This is a genomic window from Microterricola pindariensis (genome assembly GCF_002936985.1).
Lineage (GTDB): Bacteria > Actinomycetota > Actinomycetes > Actinomycetales > Microbacteriaceae > Microterricola > Microterricola pindariensis.
The window spans coordinates 1-20103 of sequence record NZ_MPZN01000041.1 but is presented as its reverse complement, the minus strand read 5'-3'; the positions used below and the strand labels follow the sequence as shown (position 1 = coordinate 20103).

Sequence of the window (20103 nt, the reverse complement as noted above, 5' to 3'; positions counted from 1 at the left end):
TGCCGAGTCGGCCCTGGTGGTTAGGTGAGGACCGGCAGGAGGGCCAGCGCGGCCCAGCCGGCGAGCATGCCACCGATGATCGGGCCGACGATCGGCACCCAGGAGTAGCTCCAGTCGGAGCTGCCCTTGCCCTTGATCGGCAGGAGGAAGTGCGCGATGCGCGGTCCGAGGTCACGGGCCGGGTTGATGGCGTACCCGGTCGGGCCACCGAGGGAGGCACCGATACCGATAACCAGCAGGGCAACGGGCAGGGCGCCGAGGGCAGCCAGGCCGCCGCCGTCGCCGTTGCGACCGAAGCCGATCACGACGAACACCAGCACGAAGGTGCCGATGATCTCGGTGACGAGGTTCCAGCCGTAGGAGCGGATGGCGGGGCCGGTGGAGAAGACGCCGAGCTTGTTGGCCGGCTCCGGCTCCTCGTCGAAGTGCTGCTTGTACGCCAGCCAGACGATGGCGGCGCCGAGGATGGCGCCGATCAGCTGGGCTCCGATATAGGCCAGCACCGAGACCGCGGAGACCGCGACGGTGGTGCCGAGCGCGGCGTTGCCGAACTCTGTGGCGCCGTTGGCGACGAGGCCGAGGGTGACGGCCGGGTTGATGTGTGCGCCAGAGGCGTAGGAGACGATGACACCGGCGAAGACCGCGAGGCCCCAGCCGATGTTCACCATCAGGAAGCCGCCGCCGAGACCCTTGTTCTTGGCCAGTGCGACGTTTGCCACGACGCCACAGCCGAGCAGTACAAGCATGGCTGTGCCGACGAGCTCCGATAGGAAGAGAACTCCGAGATTGTCCACGTTGACCTTTCTTGTTCGTCGCTGCGCGGCCAAGGAAGGGCGTTGCAACGCTCCAGTGCCTACAACATAGCGGCGCGCGGCCCCGTTGGGAATGACCAGTCTGAAACGCCGGTCTGGGCTACCGCACAACGGGATTTGCCCGTAGTTTGGGCAGAGTAGCCGAGTGATTCGTCTTCGCCACGTCGATGTGCGGAGGCCTCCGACGGAAGGAAAGCTTGTGAAGAAGCTCATCAACGATCCGAAGAACGTCGTCGTCGAGGCGGTGAGCGGCTTCGCGCAGGCGCACAGCGACATCGTGCGCGCCGAGCTCGACCCCGTGTTCGTCGTGCGCGCAGACGCCCCGCGGCCCGGGAAGGTCGGCATCGTCAGCGGCGGTGGCAGCGGCCACGAGCCCCTGCACGCGGGCTTTGTCGGCTTCGGCATGCTGGATGCCGCCGTGCCCGGCCCGGTCTTCACCTCGCCAACGCCCGATCCGATCGTCGCCGCGACCAAGGCCGTCGACGGGGGAGCAGGGGTGCTGCACATCGTGAAGAACTACACCGGCGACGTGCTCAACTTCGAGACGGCCGCCGACCTGGCCGGCGCGGAGGGGATCGAGGTCGTCTCCGTCATCGTCGACGACGACGTCGCCGTCAAGGACTCGCTCTACACCGCCGGCCGGCGCGGCGTCGCCGGCACCGTCTTGGTCGAGAAGATCGCGGGAGCCGCCGCCGAGCGCGGCGACAACCTGGCCGCCGTCGCGGCGGTCGCCGCCACGGTCAACTCGCGGGTGCGCACGATGGGGGTCGCGCTGACCCCGTGTGTGGTCCCGCACGCCGGGGAGCCGAGCTTCACCCTCGCCGACGACGAGATCGAGATCGGCATCGGCATCCACGGCGAGCCTGGCCGCGAACGGATCAAGCTGGAGCCGGCCGACGCCATCGTCGACCGCCTGCTCGGGGCGATCCTGGAGGACATGCCATTCGCCGCGGGCGAGGAGGCGCTCCTGCTCGTCAACGGCATGGGCGGCACGCCGCAGGTCGAGCTCTACATCGTCTACCGGCGCGCGGCCGAGCTGCTCGCGGAGCGCGGCGTGCGCGTGACCCGTTCGCTGGTCGGCAACTTCACGACCTCGCTCGAGATGCAGGGCGCGTCTATCTCCGTGCTGAAGCTCGACGCCGAGCTGACGACGCTCTGGGACGCACCCGTGCAGACCGCGGCGCTGCGATGGGGTCGTTGATGAGCGGCACCGTCGACGCTGCGTGGGCCAGGAACTGGATCACGTCGGCCGCAGAGGTTCTCGCCGAGCACCGCGTCGAGCTGATCAACCTGGACAGGGAGATCGGTGACGGCGACCACGGCGAGAACATGGACAGGGGCTTCCAAGCCGTGCTGGAGCGGATGGGCGAGCTGCCGGCTGACGCCACCCCCGGCGACGTGCTGAAGATCGTCGCGACGACCCTGATCTCCACGGTCGGCGGTGCGGCGGGCCCGCTGTACGGAACCGCGTTCCTCAAGGCAGCCCTGTCCGCCGGCGCGGCACCCGAGCTCGACGCGCCGGCGCTGCTGGCCGCGCTGACGGCCGCCAGGGACGGGATTGTGTTGCGCGGCAAGGCGGAGCTCGGCGACAAGACCATGATCGACGCGTGGACGCCCGCCGTCGACGCCGCGGCGGCCGCCGTCGCGGCCGGTTCTGGCGCGAGCGAGCTTCTGGACGCCGCAGCGGGCGCAGCGGAGGCTGGCGCCGTCGCCACCGAGCCGCTCGTGGCCCGGAAGGGGCGGGCCAGCTACCTGGGCGAGCGCGCCGTCGGGCACCGTGACCCGGGGGCCCAGTCCAGCGCGCTGCTGCTGCGCGCGGCCGCCACCGCGGCCGGAGCGTCCTCGTGAGCGCGCAGTCCGCTGCCCGCGTCGGAATCGTCTACGTGTCGCACAGCGAGAAGATCGCGGACGGCCTGCTCGAGCTGGCCAGGCAGATGGCCCAGAATGCGCCGCTGGCCGGCGCGGGTGGCACGGACGACGGGCGCATCGGGACCAGTTTTGAGAAGGTCTCTGCTGGCATCGCCGCGGTGAACCAGGGCGTCGGCGTCGTCGTGCTCTGCGACCTCGGATCGGCGATCCTCACCGCCGAGACCGCACTGGACTTCCTCGACGACGACGTGCGCGAGAAGGTGCGGATCGTGGATGCGCCGCTGGTCGAGGGCGGAGTCGCCGCGGCGGTTGCCAGCGAGGTCGGCGGGTCGCTGCTCTCCGTCGTGGAGGCGGCGGAGTCCGCGGGCGGCGCCAGCCCCGTTGCCGCCGCGGCGCCGGTGGAGGAGCCGGGCGGCTACAGCCGCACGGTCACGCTGATCAACAAGGACGGCCTGCACGCGCGGCCCGCCGCGGACTTCGTCAAGCTGGCGAACACCTTCCCCACCAAGGTCACGGTGAACGGCACCGATGCGCGCAGCCTCCTCGGCATCATGGCCATGGGCCTGGTCAAGGGCGCCACGGTCGTGCTGGCCAGCGATGACCCGGCGGGCACCGAGGCCGTCGACGCCCTCGCCGGGCTGATCGAGAGCGGTTTCGGCGAGGCATAACGGGGCTGTTGCCCCGCGCCGTGCCGGGCGTAGTATGACGCCATGAGCCGGGACAATGTCACGCAGTCCGAAGAGAACGCATTCGTGCGCTTCTTTGAGAAAGTGAACAGGCAAGTCGAGAAGGCCATCGGCTCGCCGCCGATCTCGGAGGCCGGGGGCGAGGAAGAAGTTCCGGTCGCCCTGCGCACGTGCCCGCTCTGCGGGCATCAGATGCGCGAGCACGTCATCGACGAGTCCACCTCGAACGTGCTGGTGCGCTGCCCGATCCCGGAGGAGGAGCGGCGGCCGAGCCCGGCCCGCCACGACCCGCTGGGGGAGCTGGGCATGCCGGCATCCGCCGAACGGCTGGAGAAACTGGCCAAACGGGACTGAGCGCTGCACGCGCCTGTGGCTAGACTCGGGGGCATGAAGGCGTTGCAGGAACGGCTGGCGGTCACACTGACCGTCGCCTTCGTCGCGTATGCGCTGATCCTGCAGACGCCGCCGGATGCCGCCCTGCTGACGAGCGCTGTGATGCTGGCCGCAGCCATCGCGCTCGGGGCCCGCTATCTCGCGGTCGCCATCACGGCGGGGGAGCTGCACGTCGGCGCCCGCTCCCGCGCGCACCGCGAGGTGCTCTCCACCCTCATCGAGCCGCAACACCCCAACACGGCGGGCAGGCCCCGCACCCGGGCCCCGTCCCGGGCAGAGGCGACCGCCTAACCGGAGCCCCGATTCGAGAGAGTCGCGAGCAGCGGGCGTGGTCGCACATGTGACCGCACATCCCTCTGCCTGATTGGACCCCCTCGTGGACCTCTACGCCTTCGCGCCCATCGCGGCGCTGCTCGAACTCGCCTCAACCGCCGTCAACGGCCTCGCCGCTCTCTTCGCCCCGATCCCCGGGGCGCCGGCCATGGCACTCGCCGTCGTCGCCCTGACCGTCCTCGTGCGCGTCGCACTGATCCCCGTCGGCATGGCGCAGGCCCGCGCGGATCTCACGCGACGCCGCCTCGCCCCCAAGCTCCAGGCGTTGCAGCGCCGGCACAAGGGCAGCCCGGAGAGGCTGCAGCGGGCGACCATGGAGCTGTACGCCGAGGAGAAGGCCTCCCCGTTCGCCGGCATGCTGCCCGCGCTCGCGCAGGCGCCGGTGCTCTCCCTCGTCTACGGCCTGTTCATCCTGCCGACGATCAACGGCCACCCCAACGCCCTGCTCAGCGAGACGCTGTTCGGCGTGCCGCTCGGCACCTCCTTCCTCTCCCTGCTGAACAGTGGCTCGTTCTGGCCGGGCGCGGCCGTGTTCCTCGGGCTGCTCGCGGTGATCGCCGCGGTCGCCCTCACCTCACGGCGCGTGATGCTGGCTCAGCAGGCGCAGTCGGGCGCGGAGGTGCCGGCGGCCATGGCCAGGGTCAGCGGAGTGCTGAGCTGGATGCCGCTGATCACCGTGGTCTTCGCCGCGATCGTGCCGCTGGCCGCCGCGATCTACCTCACGGTCACGACGACGTGGACGCTCGGCGAGCGGGCGCTCCTGCGCCGGCGGGCGGAGGCCAGGGCGCCACTCTCGTGATGATGAGGACACATAGTGATGTAACATCACAATATGACTGATGCGGCTTCCTCCGGTGCACTCGATCGCTTGCGACAGCTCACCGTGCTGCTCGGCCGCGACAACGACGAGAGCCTGGCCCGCCACGGTCTCTCCAGCTCCCGCGCCCCCGTGCTCTGGGTGATCTCCGCGGCGGGCCCGCGCACGCAGCGTGAGCTCGCGGAATCCCTGCGGGTGAGCGCGCGCAACGTCACCGGCCTGGTGGATGCGCTCGTGGCCGACGGCTTCGTCAGCCGCGAGCCGCATCCGCACGACCGGCGCGCCACCCTGGTGACCCTGACCCGCACCGGCAAGGCCGTGGTCGCGGCGATCGCGCGGGAGCAGGAGCAGTTCACCGAGCGGCTCTTCGCGGGCTGGGCCCGTGACGAGCTCGAGACGTTCTCCGCGGGTCTCGACCGCGTGGTGCAGAGCCTCCGAGGCTAAGCGACGTAGCGCGCCAGGTGCTGCCCGGTCAGGGTCGACTGCGCGCCGACGAGGTCTTTCGGCGTGCCCTCGAACACGATGCGGCCGCCGTCGTGGCCGGCTCCCGGCCCGAGGTCGATGATCCAGTCGGCGTGCGCCATGACGGCCTGATGGTGTTCGACCACGATGACCGACTTGCCGGAATCCACGAGCCTGTCCAGCAGGCCGAGCAGTTGCTCGACGTCGGCGAGGTGCAGCCCGGCCGTCGGCTCGTCCAGCACGTATACGCCGCCCTTCTCGCTCATCTGAGTGGCGAGCTTCAGCCGCTGACGCTCCCCGCCGGAGAGCGTCGTGAGTGGCTGGCCCAGCGACAGGTAGCCGAGGCCGACATCCGCGAGCCGGGCCAGGATGGCGTGGGCGGCGGGGATGCGGGCCTCGCCGGCGCGGAAGAACTCCTCCGCCTCGGCCACCGACATCCCGAGCACCTCGCTGATGTCGCGCCCGCCGAGGGTGTACTCGAGCACGGATGCCTGGAACCGCTTGCCCTCGCACACCTCGCAGGGGGTGGCGACCCCGGCCAGCATGCCGAGGTCGGTGTAGATGACGCCAGCACCGTTGCAGTTCGGGCAGGCGCCCTCGGAGTTGGCGCTGAACAGCGCCGGCTTCACTCCGTTGGCCTTCGCGAATGCCTTCCGGATCGGCTCCAGCAGCCCGGTGTAGGTGGCCGGGTTGCTGCGCCGGGAGCCGCGGATGGCGCCCTGGTCGATGGAGACGACGTCCTGGCCGGCGCCGGCCTGCGCGCGCAGCGAGCCGTGCACGAGCGAGCTCTTGCCGGAGCCGGCGACGCCGGTGACGACGACGAGCACGCCGAGCGGCACGTCGACGTCGACGTCCTGCAGGTTGTGCGCGGTGGCCCCGCGCACCTCGAGGGTGCCGGTGCGGGTGCGCACGGCATCCTTCAGTGACGCCCGGTCGCCGAGGTGCCGGCCGGTCAGCGTGCCGCTGGCCTGGAGCGCGTCGAGGCTGCCCTCGAAGCAGACCGTGCCGCCGGCGCTGCCCGCGCCGGGGCCGAGGTCGACGATGTGGTCGGCGATGGCGATCATCTCGGGTTTGTGCTCGACGACGAGCACCGTGTTGCCCTTGTCGCGCAGCCGCAGCAGCAGCTCGTTCATCCGCTGGATGTCGTGCGGGTGCAGGCCGATGGTCGGCTCATCGAACACGTAGGTGACGTCGGTGAGGGACGACCCGAGGTGGCGGATCATCTTGGTGCGCTGCGCCTCGCCGCCGGAGAGCGTTCCCGCGGGGCGGTCGAGGGAGAGGTAGCCGAGGCCAATGGTGACGAAGGAGTCCAGCGTCTCCTGCAGGGCGTCGAGCAGCGGAGCGACGGAGGGCTCGTCGAGGGTGCGGACCCACGCGGCCAGGTCGCTGATCTGCATGGCGCACAACTCGGCGATGTTGCGCCCGGCGATGCGGGAGGAGCGCGCCCCCTCGTTCAACCGGGTGCCGCCGCAGTCCGGGCAGGCGGTGAAGGTCACGGCCCGGTCGACGAAGGCGCGGATGTGCGGCTGCATCGCCTCGCGGTCCTTGCTGAGCAGGGACTTCTGCAGCTTGAGAACGAGCCCTTCGTATGTGATGTTGATGCCGTTGATCTTCACCTTCACCGGCTCGCGGTAGAGGAAGTCGTGCCGTTCCGTCTCGCTGAAGTCACGGATCGGCTTCTCCGGGTCGAGGAAGCCGGACTCGGTGAACATCCGCACCGACCATCCGTCGGCCGTGTACCCGGGAACGGTGATCGCGCCGCCGGCGAGGGACTTGCCCTCGTCGAAGAGCTGGGTGAGGTCGATGTCGGTGACACTGCCCATGCCCTCACAGCGCGGGCACATGCCACCGGTGATGGTGAAGTCGCGGCGCTCCTTCGTCGCCGCGGTGCCGCGCTCGACGGTGATGGCGCCGGCGCCGGAGGCGGAGGCGACGTTGAAGGAGAAGGCCTGCGGCGACCCGATATGCGGCTGTCCGAGCCGGCTGAACAGGATCCGCAGCATGGCGTTGACGTCGGTGGCGGTGCCAACGGTGGAGCGCGAGTTGGCGCCCATCCGCTCCTGGTCGACGAGGATCGCCGTGGTCAACCCCTCCAGCACGTCGACGTCGGGGCGGGCCAGCGTCGGCATGAAGCCCTGCACGAAGGCGCTGTACGTCTCGTTGATCATCCGCTGCGACTCGGCGGCGATGGTGCCGAACACGAGGGAGCTCTTGCCCGAGCCGGAGACGCCGGTGAACACGCTCAACCGGCGCTTCGGAATGTCGATGCTGACGTCTTTCAGGTTGTTCACGCGTGCGCCCCGCACCCGGATCAGGTCGTGGCTGTCTGCGGGGTGGGCCGCGGATTCCGTGCTCATGCTGTCTCCCTCGTGCTGCGTTCATTCGATTTAAGCAGTATTCGGATCCCGTCGGCAGCGCTGGCGTTCGCGCCACGCGGGTGGAATCATGGCCGCCATGGAGATCACTCGCGTGCAACCGGCCGGTCTCGTGATGAGCCCGGCCTTCAGCCATGTCGCCATCGTGCCACCGGGCGCGACCACCATCTACGTCGGCGGCCAGAACGGCATCGACGCCAGCGGGGCGATCGTGTCGGCGGATGTCGCCGAACAGTCGATCCGGGCCGTCGACAACGCGGGCATCGCCCTCGAGGCGGCCGGGGCGACACTCGCCGACGTCGTGCAGTGGACCGTTCTCATCGCCTCGGATGCCGATCTCGGCGCAGCCTACGGGGCCATCGCGCCCAAGCTGGCCACAGCGGGGGCGCCGCCCCTCGTCACGGCGGCGCGCGTGACCGCGCTCGGCGTGCCCGGGGCGCTGATCGAGGTCAGCGCCATTGCCGCGGTGATCGTCACGGAGGAGGAACACTCATGAGTGAGATCGTCGTGCAGGCCTTCGTCACCCTCGATGGCGTTGCCCAGGCGCCCGGCGGCCCGGACGAGGACCCCGAGTCCGGCTTCGATCACGGCGGCTGGCAGGACCGCTACCACCCGGATGAGGACAACGAGTTCGTCGGGGAGTGGGAGAGCAAGACAGAGGCGCTGCTGCTCGGCCGGAAGACCTACGAGATCTTCGCCGGCGCCTGGGGCGTGTGGGACGAGAACGCCGACGGGCTGACGGGGGAGCTGACCAGGCGCTACAACCGCGTCCCGAAATATGTGGCGTCGAACACGCTCACCACGCTCGACTGGAAGAACTCGCACCTGCTCGGCCCCGACGTTCCGGCCGCGGTGGCGGCGCTGCGGGCGCAGCCGGGCGGCGAGATCCGCGTCTGGGGCAGTGGCCAGCTGATCAAGACGCTGGCGGCCCACGACCTCATCGACGAGTACCGGCTGGTCGTCTACCCGCTCGTGCTGGGCACCGGGAAGCGGTTGTTCTCCGAGGGCTTCCCGCTCACCCAACTCACCCTGACGGAGTCGCGGGCGCTGCCCACCGGCATACTGGTCAACACGTACCGGCGCCGCGCGGCGGCCGAGAAGGGCGGGGGATAGGCATGGGCGTCACGGGTATCGGCGGACTCTTCTTCCGCAGCCGGGATCCGGAGGCCCGTGCGGCCTGGTACCGCGAGCACCTCGGGATCGAGGCAGGCGGCGATGGCCTCTGGCAGCAGCAGGCCGGGATGACCGTCTTCGCGCCTTTCCCCGCAGACAGCGACTACTTCGCCGCGGATCAGGCGTTCATGCTGAACCTGCGCGTCACAGAGCTGGACGCGCTGCTCGCCGCGCTCGAGGCGTCCGGCATCCCGATCGAGCGTCGGCCGGACTGGGAGGCGTCCGAGTACGGCCGCTTCGCCCGCATCCACGACCCCGAAGGACTCGCGATCGAGCTGTGGGAGCCGCCGGCGCTCAGCTGATGCTGGCGCCGATGGCACCGGCGAAGTAGGGAATCAGCCAGATCGCCCAGACGATCAGCGAGAACTTGTGGAACTGCGTGCGCTCGGACTCGCGGTTGCGCGCCAGCACGATGATGGCCCAGACCAGGTGGATGGCCATCAGGGCGATGGCGATGGCGCCGGTGACGATCATCACCGTGTTCAGCCCGCCGGCGAGGCCGGTCGCCGAGGTGCCGGAGTCGGCCAGCCGGCTCATCGCAAACGTCCCGCTGGCGTCGAAGAACAGGCCGATGCCGAAGAAGACGGCGTGCCAGGGCTTCAGCACGCGCTGGCGGTGCTCGGCCCAGACCCCGATCGTGTAGAACACCAGGGCGGCGGTGATGAGGACGATGGCGAATACGAGCATGGCCCCATTCTGGCCCTCCCCGTTGCTCCGAGCCAGCGCTCGAGTCGCTACCATCGGGCCATGGACACGCTGATCACGGTCAGGCCGCCGCACGCGCGAGACAGCGCACAGATCGCACGCCTGCACGTGAAGTCGTGGCGCGAGACGTACCGCGGGCTGATGGACGATTCCGTGCTGGATGATCCGGGCTCTGTCGAACGCCGTGAGCGGTTCTGGAACGCCGCGCTCACCGACCCGGCCTACGCGGGCAACCGGGCGGCCGTCGCGGAGCGCGACGGGGCGATCATCGGCGTCGCGACGGCTGGTCCGCCTCGTGACGCGGACGCGGACTGGTCAGCGGATCCCTACGTCCTCTACACCTCCGCAGCCATGTACGGCGCGGGCACTGCGTGCGGGAGCTGCGCATGGTCCGGCGCTGACCGCATCCGACCGGTAGTGGTCGCCGGGCCCGCGAACTAGGGTGGCGCCATGCGAAAACTCATCGTTCAACAGTGGGTGACCGTCGACAACATCGCAGCGGAGGAAGACGGCGGGCTCAGCTTTGTCGCCGGCGAGCCCTTCTCCGACACCGACACCAGCGCGTTCAAGGCGAACCTGATGGGCTTCATCGACTCGGTCGACACCATGATTCTCGGTGCGAACACCTACGCGCAGTCGGTTGGATACTGGCCGCACGCCGCCGAACAGGGCGAGTACGGGGAGAAGCTCAACGCCCTGGCCAAGGTGGTTGCCTCCTCCCGCCTGTCGGAGGCGCCGTGGGGCGCCTTTCCCGCCGCGACGGTGACACCCGATGCCGCCGGCACCGTCCGGGGGCTCAAGGCGCAGCCCGGCCGCGACCTCTGGCTGTGGGGCAGTCTGACCCTCATGCGATCCCTGATGGATGCCGGCCTGGTCGACGAGGTCCGGATGCTCGTGTGTCCCACCTCGCGCGGCGCGGGGCGGCGCGTCTTCGATGACCGCCACGATCTGACGCTGCTCGAGGCCACCCCGTTCGAGAACGGTGTCGTGCTGCTCCGGTACGGGATCGCGCACTGAGTCGTCCGGCATCCAACCCATCGACAGAAAGTGAAGAGCCATGAGCTTGCGAGGATTCAGCACCATCAACTTCTGGGCAGAAGACGTTCAAGCGGCCGCCGACTGGTACGCCCAGTTCTTGGGCATCGAGCCCTACTTCACGCGATCCGGGCCCGACGGGAAGCTGGCATACGCTGAATTTCGCATCGGCGACTACCAGCACGAGCTGGGCATCATCGACAGCCGGTATCGCCCCGCGCACGCGGCGACCGACGGCGCGCTCAGTGAGCCCCACGGCGCAGTCATGTACTGGCACGTCGATGAGCTGGAGGGCACCGTGGAACGACTGTTGGCCTTGGGCGCCGCCGAGTACGAGCCGGTGACGGCGCGCGGCGAGGGCTTCGTGACGGCCTCGGTCGTCGATCCGTTCGGAAACCTGCTCGGCGTGATGAACAACCCCCACTACCTCGAGGTGCTCGAGGCCGCGGGGGAGCGGCAGCAGGGGAGCGCGGCCGACTAGCGCTCGGCGATCGGATCATGACGTCCTCGGCAGGCATCGTCGTCGGCGAGTTGGCTGCGGCCGCGGACCTCGCCGCGCACCCCAACCGCCACTACGCCGGCACTCGCGGGGTGCTCGGCGTGCGCATGGGCACGGTGTTCGAGATCGCCAAGCGGAACAGCGGGATGCCGTTGGCCGAGGTGGGGCGCCTGCTCGACGAAGACCCGTATGAGAGCCGCATGGCCGCGTTCTGCATCCTGGACTTCCAGGTTCGCGATGTGCGACTGCCCAGCCGTGAGCGAGAGGCGCGCTACCGCCTGTACCTCGACAGGCATGACGCGATCGATGCCTGGGACATGGTGGACCGCTCCGCCCCGCGCGTCGTCGGCATGTTCCTGCGCGAGCGGTCGAGGGAGCCGCTGTTCGACCTGGCCGTCTCAGCGGACCCGCTGCGCCGGCGCACAGCCATGACCGCACCGCTGGCCTACACGCGCCCGCTCCACCGCGCGGGGATCGCAGACCTGCTGAGGATTGCGGAGATGCTCGCAACCGACCCTGACCCAGTGGTGAGCAGGCCGGTCGGAATCGCGCTCCGGCACGCCGGGGCCGTCGCGCCGGATGCCGTGCGGGAGCTCCTCGCCCGAATGGGCACCGGGCTGCCTGAGGCCATTCGACGCGAGGTCATGAAGACGCTCCCGGCGAGTGCGGAGTGAAGCGTCGGAGCCTGTTGAAGGCCGGCTTCGCTCACCGCCCGGGTGCAGCCGGGCGGGGCAGGAGCGCTGGCACTCTGCTCACACTCCAGGTCAGGACGCCGGCAACGAGCAATGCGGCGAGGAGGCCGCCGACCGTGCCCGCCAGGGCGAGCTGGCCGCGCTCAGGGAGCAGAAATCCGTACGGCACCCAGCCATCGGTGGCTCCGCGGACCAGGACGACCGCGAGCCAGAACAGCGGATACGGAAGCACGAGCCACAGAGTCCTCCAGGGCAGCGGCGGCCGGTCGCCGACGAGCAGCCAATCCAGCGCGACGGCAACGGGGAACGCCACATGGAGCACCGCACTGACCCAGGGTGGTGCGGAGCCAGTTCCGGGCACGACCACGTTGTAGATCACCGCGACGACGATGAGGGAGGCGAGAGCGACACCGCGCGCGACGATGAGCCAGTTCGGGACGCGCCGTGCGGTGACACCGCGTGCCCCGACGGCGATCAGCACGGCGCTCGTCAGCAGGCTGGTGAGGTTGGTGAAATAGCCGAAGAAGTCGAACGGGTTGTCGTCGCCGGCCCTGATCCGCTCGGAGAACGCGTACGCGAGCACCGCGAGCACGAGCACTCCGCCGGCGACACGCCACAACCCGACCGCGCGAGGAGACATCAGACGCCGTTCGATGGTTGCTGGCAATTCACTCCTCTCGCTCCGTGAGTCAACCACACGGATGCATTAGAGTCGCGGCATGCTGACGACGAGAACAGCCTGTACCGCCCTCACTGTGCTGCTCACGCTGTCAGCCCTCACGCTTGTCGGCTGCAGCGCTGCGGCCACCGATGAGCCCAGTTCGTCAGCCGCCCCCTTCGTCACCGCGACCGTGGAACCGCCGAGTACCGAGGTGTCGACGCCGACTGCGCAGGCGTCGATTCCTGAACTGGCGGATGTCGCACCGGCCCTGGTTGTGTTCGACGCGTCCACAGACGTCGACGCCGTGGATTTCCCCGAGAGCATGACGGCCTCCGAACTGGCTCACGCACGCGAGTGGGTGCAGACAAACGTCCTCACGGCGCAATGCATGGGGGAGAAGGGATACGACTACACCTTCATTCCGAACTGGGCCCGGAGCGCGGAACCGAGCTGGATAGCGAAGCTGCCCGAAGAGCAACAGGCTGCCGCCGGGGTGGCGCTCGACGGCCCAGGCCAAACTCCCGGCGACTACAAGTGGGAGGACGCTGGGTGCTGGGGCTACGCCGTCCACGTCATGGGCAACGACGATGCCCACTGACACCATGCCAGGACGAGGTGCGTTGGCGAACGGGGAGGGGCCCGGACGGGTGACTTGACATAATGTGCATTATCGGCGCAATACTGAGAGCGCGGAAAGGGGCGCTGGTCGGCTGCTTTGCTGCTCGACTGCAGGCGATGTCTCGTTGTCGTCGGTGTGCGTTGTGACAGCACCTGCCGTCGGCCACGCCGGCGGGCGACTCGCCACACCGACTTTATCCACCCCAGGCGCCGCGTGGGCGATACTCTGGGCGCAAAAGCAGTTCCGAACGATCAGAACAGGCGCACACCATGACAACACCACAGCAGGGCGCGTATTTCGCGGCCTTTTCGCTCGACGGCAAAGACCTGACGAAGTCCGCCATCAACGGCGTCCGCATCGCTCTCGGCGTCTCGGGCGCCGCGGCGCTCATCATCGGCGTGCTAATCACCTTCTGGCCGAAGGGCGCGGCCGCCGGCATCGCCGTGCTGCTCGGCATCTACCTGCTCATCGCCGGCATCGCCTACCTCGGCATCGGCATCTTCTCCCGCGGCATCGGCGGCTGGGCCCGCGTACTTGACATAATTCTCGGGTTGGTCTTCGTCGTCGCCGCGGTCCTCGCCTTCACGAACCTGAGCGGCACCGCCGCGGTCCTCGGCGTGTTCCTCGGCATCCTGGTCGGCATCGCCTGGATCGTCGAGGGCGTCGTGGCGCTCGTGCAGCTGGGCGACTCGCGTTCCAAGGGGTGGTCGATCTTCTTCGGTCTGCTCAGCATCATCGCCGGCATCGTGCTGCTCTTCTCCCCGCTCTGGGGCGCCGTGCTGCTGTTCATCCTCACCGGAATCAGCCTGATCGTGCTCGGCATCATCCAGCTCGTGCGCGCCTTCACCTTCGGCAAGGGCATCGTCACTCCCTCCTGAGCCGGCGCCAGACAGAAAGGACGGGCCCTCCGCGTGGAGGGCCCGTCCTTTCTTCGTGCTTCGAGTGCTAGCTGAAGTCGGAGGTGTCGCCGACGTAGCGGGTGTTGTTCTCCGGCACCGGCTCGACGGCGGCGAGGGCCACCTCCGCGGCGAACTCCCCCACGTTGTAGAGCTTGCCCGCGGAGTCCTTGCGGGCCGAGATGGCGCCCGGGTTCGCCCGCTCGAGCAGCGTGGCGGTGATGGTGCCCTCGATCATGTCGCCGGAGACGACGACGAACTCGACGCCGGCCGCGGTGAGCTCGGGCAGCTTGGCGCGCAGGGCGTCCTCGCCGGCGCGCTTGCTGCGGGCGACGGGCTCGTACTCCGGCATGGTGGCCGTGTTGTTGATGAAGTGCGCCTGGTGGCTGGTGACGAACACCACGCGGGCGCCCGGGTTCAGGGCGGGCAGCGCGGTCTCCAGCAGGTTCAGCTGCGAGTCGCGGTTCAGCACCATGGCGTAGTCCTCGGCCATGCCGGACTCCATGCCGCCGGAGGCGTTCATGACCAGGATGTCGATGCCGCCGAACTCGGCCTGCACGGTGTCGATCATGGCGGCGACGGATGCCGGGTCGGTCAGGTCTGCGCCGACGGTGATCGCGGTCGCCCCGCCCGCGCGCAGGGTGTCGGCGAGCTTGATGGCGCGCGCCTCCTTGTTGCGGAAGTTGATGACGACGTTGGCGCCGGCCTCGGCGAAGTAGCGCACGGTGTCGGCGCCGATACCGCGCGAGGATCCGGTGACGAGCGCAGTCTTGCCGGCCAAGAGCTGCGGGGCGAGTGGGTTGGTCACAGAGGTCTCCTCGGTGTTGCGGGTGGATTGTGCCTGACGATGGGAGCGCCCCTGCAGAAGAGGCGTCCGATCGAGGATACCAAGGGCCGGACACTCAGGAACTCCCAGCGCGGAACCGCCATCGCCTCTCCCCCAGCTGATAGTTTCATCTCAGAGGTGACTCACGGCGTCGGGAGGAGTGGTCATGGATGACTTCATTGCCTCGTATGGGTGGATCATCTGGTTGGTTCTGATCCTGCTCTTCCTCACGATCGAGATTATGACTCTCGAGTTGACGTTCCTGATGATCGCCGTCGGCAGCATCGGCGGCCTGGTCGCCGGTCTCTTCGGCGCGCCCTGGTGGCTGCAGCTCATCGTCGCCGCGATCCTCGCCGTCCTGCTGTTGACGGTGATCAGGCCGCCGCTGCTCCGCCGGCTCCGCAGCGGCGGCGACCCGGCCCGCAGCAACGTGGACGCGCTGCTCGGCCTCGACGGCACCGTGGTGGCATCCATCGGCGGCGAATTCGGCATCGGCCAGGTGAAACTCGCCAACGGCGAGACCTGGACGGCGCGCCTGTCCCCCATCACCGAGCAGCGCACCGTCGCGGCCGGCGAGCGGGTGCTCGTCACCAGCATTGACGGCGCAACCGCCGTCATCGTCCCCGTCGAAAGGGTGCAGCCGTGAACCTCTCACCGGATACCGTGTCGCAGATCGTCCTCGCCGCGGTCATCGTCGTCGTCGTCGTCTTCGTCCTCGTCCTGCTGTTCCGCTCGATCAAGATCATCCCGCAGGCCTACGCCGGCGTGGTGGAGCGCCTCGGCCGCTACCACAAGACCCTCATGCCCGGCCTGAACCTGCTCGTGCCGTTCGTCGACCGGGTGCACAAGCAGGTCGACATGCGCGAGCAGGTCGTCTCCTTCCCGCCGCAGCCCGTCATCACCGAGGACAACCTCGTCGTCTCCATCGACACCGTCGTCTACTTCCAGGTCACGGATGCCCGGGCGGCGACCTATGAGATCGCCAACTACCTCGGCGCCGTGGAGCAGCTGACCACGACGACCCTCCGCAACGTCGTCGGCGGGCTGAACCTCGAGGAGGCGCTGACCAGCCGCGACAACATCAACGGCCAGCTGCGCATCGTGCTCGACGAGGCCACCGGCAAGTGGGGCATCCGCGTGTCGCGGGTCGAGCTCAAGGCGATCGACCCGCCGCACTCCATCCAAGACTCGATGGAGAAGCAGATGCGCGCAGAGCGCGACCGCCGCGCGCTGATCCTCACCGCAGAGGGCACCAAGCAGTCGGCCATCCTCACCGCAGAGGGCGCCCGGCAGGCCGCCATCCTCAGCGCGGAGGGCGACGCCAAGGCCGCCGTGCTGCGCGCCCAGGGCGAGGCCGAGGCCATCAAGACCGTGTTCCGCGCCATCCACGAGGGCGACGCCGACCCGAAGCTGCTGGCCTACCAGTATCTGCAGACCCTGCCGAAGATCGCCGAGGGCCCGGCCAGCAAGCTCTGGATCGTGCCCAGCGAGCTCACCGAGGCGCTGAAGGGCATGAGCCGGGCCTTCATCCCGACCGCCCCGGATGCCGCCCCGCCCGTCGTCCCGCCCGCTCCGGCTCCCACTCCCCCGCCCGCAGCACCGACAGGACAAGCGCTCTGAACGCCGACACCACCCCGCACTACCTCGATCAGTCCGGCCCGCGCGTGCTCGCGCACCGCGGCCTGGCCACCGGGGCCCCCGAGAACACGCTCCTCGCCTTCCGCAACGCACTCGCAGAGGGCGTGGACTATCTGGAGACGGATGTGCACGCCAGCCGAGACGGCGTCGCCGTGATCTGCCACGACGCCGACCTCAGTCGGCTGGCGTCCCGCGAGGTCGCCGTCGGCGAGCTGAGCTTCGCCGAGCTGGCCGCCATCGACCTGGGCGACGGGCAGCACTTCGTCTCGCTGGAGGAGGCGCTGACCGCCTTCCCGACGGCACGGTTCAACATCGATGTGAAGGATGCCGCGGCGGTGGCGCCCACCGCGGCGGCGGTCGCGGCGGCACAGGCCACGAGCCGCGTGCTGATCACCTCCTTCTCGGAGCGGCGCCGCCGGGAGACGGTGCGGCTGTTGCCCGGCGTGGCCAGCTCGGCGTCGTCGTCCCGGTTCGCCATCGCCCTGATCGCGGCCAAGCTCGGCCTCTCCCCCGTTGTGCGACGGGCCCTGGCCGGTCTGGTCGCCGTGCAGGTGCCGCAGAGCGCCGGGCCGCTGAAGATCACGACGCCGCGGGTGATCGCCGCGATGCACCGTGCCGGTGTCGAGGTGCACGTCTGGACGGTCAACGAGGAGGCGGAGATGAGCGCACTGCTCGACCTCGGAGTCGACGGTTTGGTCACCGACCGGGCCGATCTGGCCGTCCGCCTGCTCGCCGCCCGGGGCTGATCGAGCGCGAGACTGGGAGTCTTCTGGCAAGGCCGGGGAACCCGCCGGGCGCGGGTCTTCTCCGCAAGCTAACGCACAGCTTGAACCGCTATAACGGAGGTTGCATTGCGAGAGGAGACCACACAATGGCAGATCGTAGTTTGCGTGGAATGCGACTGGGCGCACAAAGCCTGCAGAGCGAAGAGGGCGTCAGTTTCTCACCGCGCGTCAATCACAGCTACCGCTGTGGAACATGTGGTCGTGACACCGTCATGACCTTCTCGGCCGAGGCCGAGGCCCCCGAGGCGTGGGAGTGCAAGCACTGCGGCCATGAGGCCAGCCTGATCGTTGATTCCAAGCCCGTGGTCATCGACCACTCCGAGGACAAGATCGCGCGCACGCACTGGGACATGCTGCTGGAGCGTCGTACCATCGAGGAGCTCGAAGAGCTGCTCGAGGAGCGACTGGTCGCCCTGCGCGCCCGCCGCGGCACGCAGAAGGTCAGCGTCTAAGACCCTCGGTTCAGCGGCCGTGTGCCGCTACCCCTCTGATCGCCGGGCCACGTGGCCCGGCGACAGGCGTTTCTGGACCCCCCAGACGGTGACCCGCCAGAGCGCCTCCGCGACGATGCCGAGGTGCATCTTGGAGACGCCCTCCGCCCGCTCCTCGAAGGTGATCGGGTGCTCGGCGATGCTGAGCCCGGCGCGCTCGGTGTGCCAGGCCATCTCGATCTGGAAGCAGTAGCCCTGGCTGGAGGTCGGCTCCAGCAGCAGCAGCCGCACGGTGTCTGCCCGGAACACCCGGAACCCGGCCGTGATGTCGCGCACCGCGGAGCCCAGCATGAAGCGAGAGTAGCCGTTGCCGGCCCGGGAGATCGCCTGCCTGACCCTCGACCAGTTGCTCACCCTCCCACCGGGGACCCAGCGCGAGCCGATGACCAGGTCGTGGCCGGATTCCGCCAGCTCCAGCATCCGCGGCAGCTCAGCCGGGTCGTGCGAGCCGTCGGCGTCGATCTCGACGATGTAGTCGTAGCCGTGTTCCAGCGCATAGCGGAACCCGGAGAGGTACGCCCGGCCCAGCCCGCTCTTGTCTGGCCGCACCAGCACCGCCAACCGCGGGTCGGTGCGGGCCAGCCGTGCCACGATCTCGGCGGTGCCATCCGGGCTGTTGTCGTCGACGACGAGGATGTCGGCGGCGGGCACGGCGGCGCGGATCCGGGCGAGGATCGAGCGGATGCTGGCGCTCTCCTCGAAGGTGGGCACGACGACCAGCGTGCGCTCAGCCACGCGGGCCACGGCCTGCCGTGCGCCGGGAGCGGGCCGCGAACGTCACTGCCAGCGCCAGGCCGGCCAGACCGAGCCCGGACACCAGCCATTCGATGCCGCGGCCCGCGGCCATGGCCGGCGTCACGGTGTCGCTGAGCGGCACCGTCTCCAGCATCGACCCGGCCGTGAAGTCGGGGATGGAGGCCAGCGTGCTGCCGTCCGGCAGGATGATGGCGCTCGAGCTGACGGTGGAGATGTTCACGACCGTGCGGCCGGCCTCGATCGCCCGCATCCGGGCGATCGCGAGCTGTTGGGCGCTCTCGTCGGTGTAGTGCGCCGCACTGCCGAAGTCGGCGTTGTTCGTCTGGGCCAGGATGATCTGGGCGCCGCCGGTGATCATCTCCTTGACCAGCTGGTCGTCGGCGATGTCGAAGCAGATGGCGATGCCGGCGAGGATCCCGTTCACGTCGAAGACGTTCGGCTGGGTGCCGATCGAGTAGTCGCGGCCGATCAGGTCGATCAGGTCGGGCGCGAACGGGCGCCAGAACTCCCGGTCGGGCATGTACTCGGCGAAGGGCACCGGGTGCACCTTGTCGTAGATCTGCACGGCGCCCTCCCCCGCTTTCCAGAGCAGGGAGCTGTTGAAATACTCGTCATCCCGCAGCGTGATGGTACCGACGATCAGCGGGGCCCGCATCTGCGTGCTCACGTAGTCGAGGGTCTTGGCCGCCTGCGGGCTCCGCAACGGGTCGATGTCGCTGCCGTTCTCCGGCCAGACCACCATGTCGACGTCCTCGCCGACCAGCGGAAGCGTCTCGGCGACGTGGTTGTTGAGGATCTCCCCCGGCACGTACTCGGCGAACAGACCGGCGTTCGAGTTGCCCTGCACGGCGGCCAGGCGGGTCGTGCCGGTCTGCAGCGTCGGCCAGGCCGGCACGGCGAGGAGGAGCGCGACGGTGGCGACCGCGATGGCGGCGCGCCAGCCGAGTTCCAGCGCCTGCTCCCGGGCGAGTTGCACGAGGAGCGCGGCCAGCAGCGCCATCAGGAAGCTGAGGCCGGAGGCGCCGACGAGGCTGAGCAGCCCGGCGAAAGGCCCCTCCGTCTGGGAGAGGGCCAGGCGCCCCCACGCGAAACCGCCGTAGGGCCAGACCGCCGAGATGGCCTCCCGCGCCGTCCACAGCCCGGCCACGACGACGGGCACCATGCCGAGCCGGCCGAGCGGGGTCGGCCAGAGCCGCGGCCCCCAGCGCAGCACGACGGCGATGAGCGCGACGCCGATCGAGAAGAAGAGGGATTGCAGCACGGCCAGGGCCAGCCAGGGCAGTGCGCCGAGGTACAGCGTGAGCCAGTGGATGTGTGTCAGCCAGAAGGTGAGCCCGGCGATCAGGCCGAGCAGCCAGCCCACCCACGGCCCGCGCCCGAGGAGGGTGAGGAAGAGCAGCGCGACGGCCAGCGGGGCCAACGGCCACCAGCCCCGGTCGGGGAAGGCGCCGTCGAGGATGATGCCGGATGCCGCTGCGAGCGGGACCGCCAGGTAGATGGGGAGGCGCAGCGCAGAGTGCCCCTCAACCCCCTTCTCCATCACCCGTACAGCCTAGGCGACCGAGGAGTACGCAACGATG

Annotated in this window: 27 protein-coding genes; 20 read left to right on the top strand and 7 right to left on the bottom strand. The window is 69.4% G+C overall.

Annotation, left to right across the window (positions count from 1 at the left end; translation table 11 throughout):
* Positions 1-20: 20 nt before the first annotated feature.
* The gene (locus tag GY24_RS12095) at positions 21-746 is read right to left on the bottom strand and encodes an MIP/aquaporin family protein (protein ID WP_233279341.1); all 726 of its coding nucleotides are present in this window, start codon (positions 744-746) and stop codon (positions 21-23) included.
* A gap of 265 nt (positions 747-1011) precedes the next feature.
* Between GY24_RS12095 and dhaK the strand changes: the two genes are divergently transcribed.
* The 7 genes from dhaK to GY24_RS12060 all read left to right on the top strand — a co-directional run bounded on the left by dhaK (position 1012) and on the right by GY24_RS12060 (position 5354).
* Positions 1012-2013: a dihydroxyacetone kinase subunit DhaK gene (gene dhaK / locus GY24_RS12090; protein ID WP_104476107.1), complete on the top strand. Its 1002-nt coding sequence runs from the start codon at positions 1012-1014 to the stop codon at positions 2011-2013.
* Complete coding sequence (dhaL, locus tag GY24_RS12085; protein ID WP_104476105.1) at positions 2013-2660, top strand: dihydroxyacetone kinase subunit DhaL; 648 nt, start codon at positions 2013-2015, stop codon at positions 2658-2660. The genes dhaK and dhaL overlap by 1 nt, the downstream gene beginning before the upstream one ends.
* A complete protein-coding gene (dhaM, locus tag GY24_RS12080) occupies positions 2657-3349 on the top strand; it encodes a dihydroxyacetone kinase phosphoryl donor subunit DhaM (RefSeq protein ID WP_233279340.1) in 693 nt (230 codons plus the stop codon). Before dhaL ends, dhaM begins: the two co-directional genes overlap by 4 nt.
* A gap of 42 nt (positions 3350-3391) precedes the next feature.
* Positions 3392-3721: a hypothetical protein gene (locus GY24_RS12075; protein ID WP_104476102.1), complete on the top strand. Its 330-nt coding sequence runs from the start codon at positions 3392-3394 to the stop codon at positions 3719-3721.
* 33 nt (positions 3722-3754) lie between these two features.
* Entirely contained in the window at positions 3755-4051 is a 297-nt protein-coding gene (locus GY24_RS12070; protein ID WP_083363980.1) for a DUF6412 domain-containing protein, read from the top strand.
* A gap of 73 nt (positions 4052-4124) precedes the next feature.
* Positions 4125-4892, top strand: a complete 768-nt coding sequence (locus GY24_RS12065) for a YidC/Oxa1 family membrane protein insertase (protein ID WP_233279339.1) — start codon at positions 4125-4127, stop codon at positions 4890-4892.
* A 33-nt stretch (positions 4893-4925) separates the two neighbouring features.
* Positions 4926-5354 carry a MarR family winged helix-turn-helix transcriptional regulator gene (locus GY24_RS12060; RefSeq protein ID WP_104476098.1) on the top strand — a complete coding sequence of 143 codons (429 nt, stop codon included), beginning with the start codon at positions 4926-4928 and terminating at the stop codon, positions 5352-5354.
* On the opposite strand, the gene GY24_RS12055 is transcribed toward GY24_RS12060, so the two are convergent.
* Positions 5351-7729 (bottom strand): ATP-binding cassette domain-containing protein, encoded by a 2379-nt coding sequence (locus tag GY24_RS12055; RefSeq protein WP_104476095.1) that lies wholly within the window; start codon positions 7727-7729, stop codon positions 5351-5353. The two genes, GY24_RS12060 and GY24_RS12055, sit on opposite strands and share 4 nt — an antisense overlap.
* A gap of 97 nt (positions 7730-7826) precedes the next feature.
* On the opposite strand from GY24_RS12055, the gene GY24_RS12050 reads away from it, so the two are divergent.
* Genes GY24_RS12050 through GY24_RS12040 form a run of 3 tightly spaced genes read left to right on the top strand, consistent with a single transcriptional unit; the run spans position 7827 to position 9222 of the window.
* Positions 7827-8243, top strand: a complete 417-nt coding sequence (locus GY24_RS12050) for a RidA family protein (RefSeq protein WP_104476132.1) — start codon at positions 7827-7829, stop codon at positions 8241-8243.
* Positions 8240-8860, top strand: coding sequence for a dihydrofolate reductase family protein (locus tag GY24_RS12045; RefSeq protein ID WP_104476093.1), 621 nt, complete (start codon positions 8240-8242; stop codon positions 8858-8860). The genes GY24_RS12050 and GY24_RS12045 overlap by 4 nt, the downstream gene beginning before the upstream one ends.
* Before the next feature lie 2 nt (positions 8861-8862).
* Positions 8863-9222: a VOC family protein gene (locus GY24_RS12040; RefSeq protein ID WP_104476090.1), complete on the top strand. Its 360-nt coding sequence runs from the start codon at positions 8863-8865 to the stop codon at positions 9220-9222.
* Here GY24_RS12040 and GY24_RS12035 read toward each other — a convergent pair.
* Positions 9215-9607: an HsmA family protein gene (locus GY24_RS12035; protein ID WP_083363974.1), complete on the bottom strand. Its 393-nt coding sequence runs from the start codon at positions 9605-9607 to the stop codon at positions 9215-9217. The two genes, GY24_RS12040 and GY24_RS12035, sit on opposite strands and share 8 nt — an antisense overlap.
* A 60-nt stretch (positions 9608-9667) precedes the next feature.
* Here GY24_RS12035 and GY24_RS12030 point away from each other — a divergent pair, with 60 nt between their 5' ends.
* Genes GY24_RS12030 through GY24_RS12015 form a run of 4 tightly spaced genes read left to right on the top strand, consistent with a single transcriptional unit; the run spans position 9668 to position 11833 of the window.
* The gene (locus tag GY24_RS12030) at positions 9668-10066 is read left to right on the top strand and encodes a GNAT family N-acetyltransferase (RefSeq protein ID WP_104476088.1); all 399 of its coding nucleotides are present in this window, start codon (positions 9668-9670) and stop codon (positions 10064-10066) included.
* Positions 10067-10075: 9 nt separating this feature from the next.
* Positions 10076-10642, top strand: coding sequence for a dihydrofolate reductase family protein (locus GY24_RS12025; protein ID WP_104476087.1), 567 nt, complete (start codon positions 10076-10078; stop codon positions 10640-10642).
* Positions 10643-10682: 40 nt separating this feature from the next.
* Positions 10683-11141, top strand: coding sequence for a VOC family protein (locus GY24_RS12020; protein WP_104476085.1), 459 nt, complete (start codon positions 10683-10685; stop codon positions 11139-11141).
* Between the two features lie 17 nt (positions 11142-11158).
* On the top strand, positions 11159-11833 hold the full coding sequence (locus tag GY24_RS12015; protein WP_104476083.1) for a DNA alkylation repair protein: 675 nt from the start codon (positions 11159-11161) through the stop codon (positions 11831-11833).
* Positions 11834-11864: 31 nt separating this feature from the next.
* Here the strand turns inward: GY24_RS12015 and GY24_RS12010 are convergent, their stop codons facing one another.
* The gene (locus GY24_RS12010; RefSeq protein ID WP_104476080.1) at positions 11865-12491 is read right to left on the bottom strand and encodes a Pr6Pr family membrane protein; all 627 of its coding nucleotides are present in this window, start codon (positions 12489-12491) and stop codon (positions 11865-11867) included.
* Positions 12492-12570: 79 nt separating this feature from the next.
* Between GY24_RS12010 and GY24_RS12005 the strand changes: the two genes are divergently transcribed.
* On the top strand, positions 12571-13110 hold the full coding sequence (locus GY24_RS12005; RefSeq protein ID WP_104476078.1) for a hypothetical protein: 540 nt from the start codon (positions 12571-12573) through the stop codon (positions 13108-13110).
* Between the two features lie 290 nt (positions 13111-13400).
* Positions 13401-14009 (top strand): HdeD family acid-resistance protein, encoded by a 609-nt coding sequence (locus GY24_RS12000; protein WP_104476076.1) that lies wholly within the window; start codon positions 13401-13403, stop codon positions 14007-14009.
* Positions 14010-14076: 67 nt separating this feature from the next.
* On the opposite strand, the gene GY24_RS11995 is transcribed toward GY24_RS12000, so the two are convergent.
* Positions 14077-14835: an SDR family oxidoreductase gene (locus GY24_RS11995; RefSeq protein ID WP_104476074.1), complete on the bottom strand. Its 759-nt coding sequence runs from the start codon at positions 14833-14835 to the stop codon at positions 14077-14079.
* A gap of 184 nt (positions 14836-15019) precedes the next feature.
* Between GY24_RS11995 and GY24_RS11990 the strand changes: the two genes are divergently transcribed.
* The 4 genes from GY24_RS11990 to GY24_RS11975 all read left to right on the top strand — a co-directional run bounded on the left by GY24_RS11990 (position 15020) and on the right by GY24_RS11975 (position 17728).
* A complete protein-coding gene (locus GY24_RS11990) occupies positions 15020-15499 on the top strand; it encodes an NfeD family protein (RefSeq protein WP_104476071.1) in 480 nt (159 codons plus the stop codon).
* Between the two features lie 17 nt (positions 15500-15516).
* Positions 15517-16473, top strand: a complete 957-nt coding sequence (locus GY24_RS11985) for an SPFH domain-containing protein (RefSeq protein ID WP_407662183.1) — start codon at positions 15517-15519, stop codon at positions 16471-16473.
* Positions 16474-16517: 44 nt separating this feature from the next.
* Entirely contained in the window at positions 16518-17237 is a 720-nt protein-coding gene (locus GY24_RS11980; protein ID WP_233279338.1) for a glycerophosphodiester phosphodiesterase family protein, read from the top strand.
* A 125-nt stretch (positions 17238-17362) separates the two neighbouring features.
* Positions 17363-17728 (top strand): RNA polymerase-binding protein RbpA, encoded by a 366-nt coding sequence (locus GY24_RS11975; protein ID WP_067227200.1) that lies wholly within the window; start codon positions 17363-17365, stop codon positions 17726-17728.
* Positions 17729-17755: 27 nt separating this feature from the next.
* Here the strand turns inward: GY24_RS11975 and GY24_RS11970 are convergent, their stop codons facing one another.
* Positions 17756-18502, bottom strand: coding sequence for a polyprenol monophosphomannose synthase (locus tag GY24_RS11970; protein WP_202972941.1), 747 nt, complete (start codon positions 18500-18502; stop codon positions 17756-17758).
* The gene (lnt, locus tag GY24_RS11965) at positions 18495-20063 is read right to left on the bottom strand and encodes an apolipoprotein N-acyltransferase (protein WP_104476066.1); all 1569 of its coding nucleotides are present in this window, start codon (positions 20061-20063) and stop codon (positions 18495-18497) included. Before lnt ends, GY24_RS11970 begins: the two co-directional genes overlap by 8 nt.
* Positions 20064-20103 lie beyond the last annotated feature (40 nt).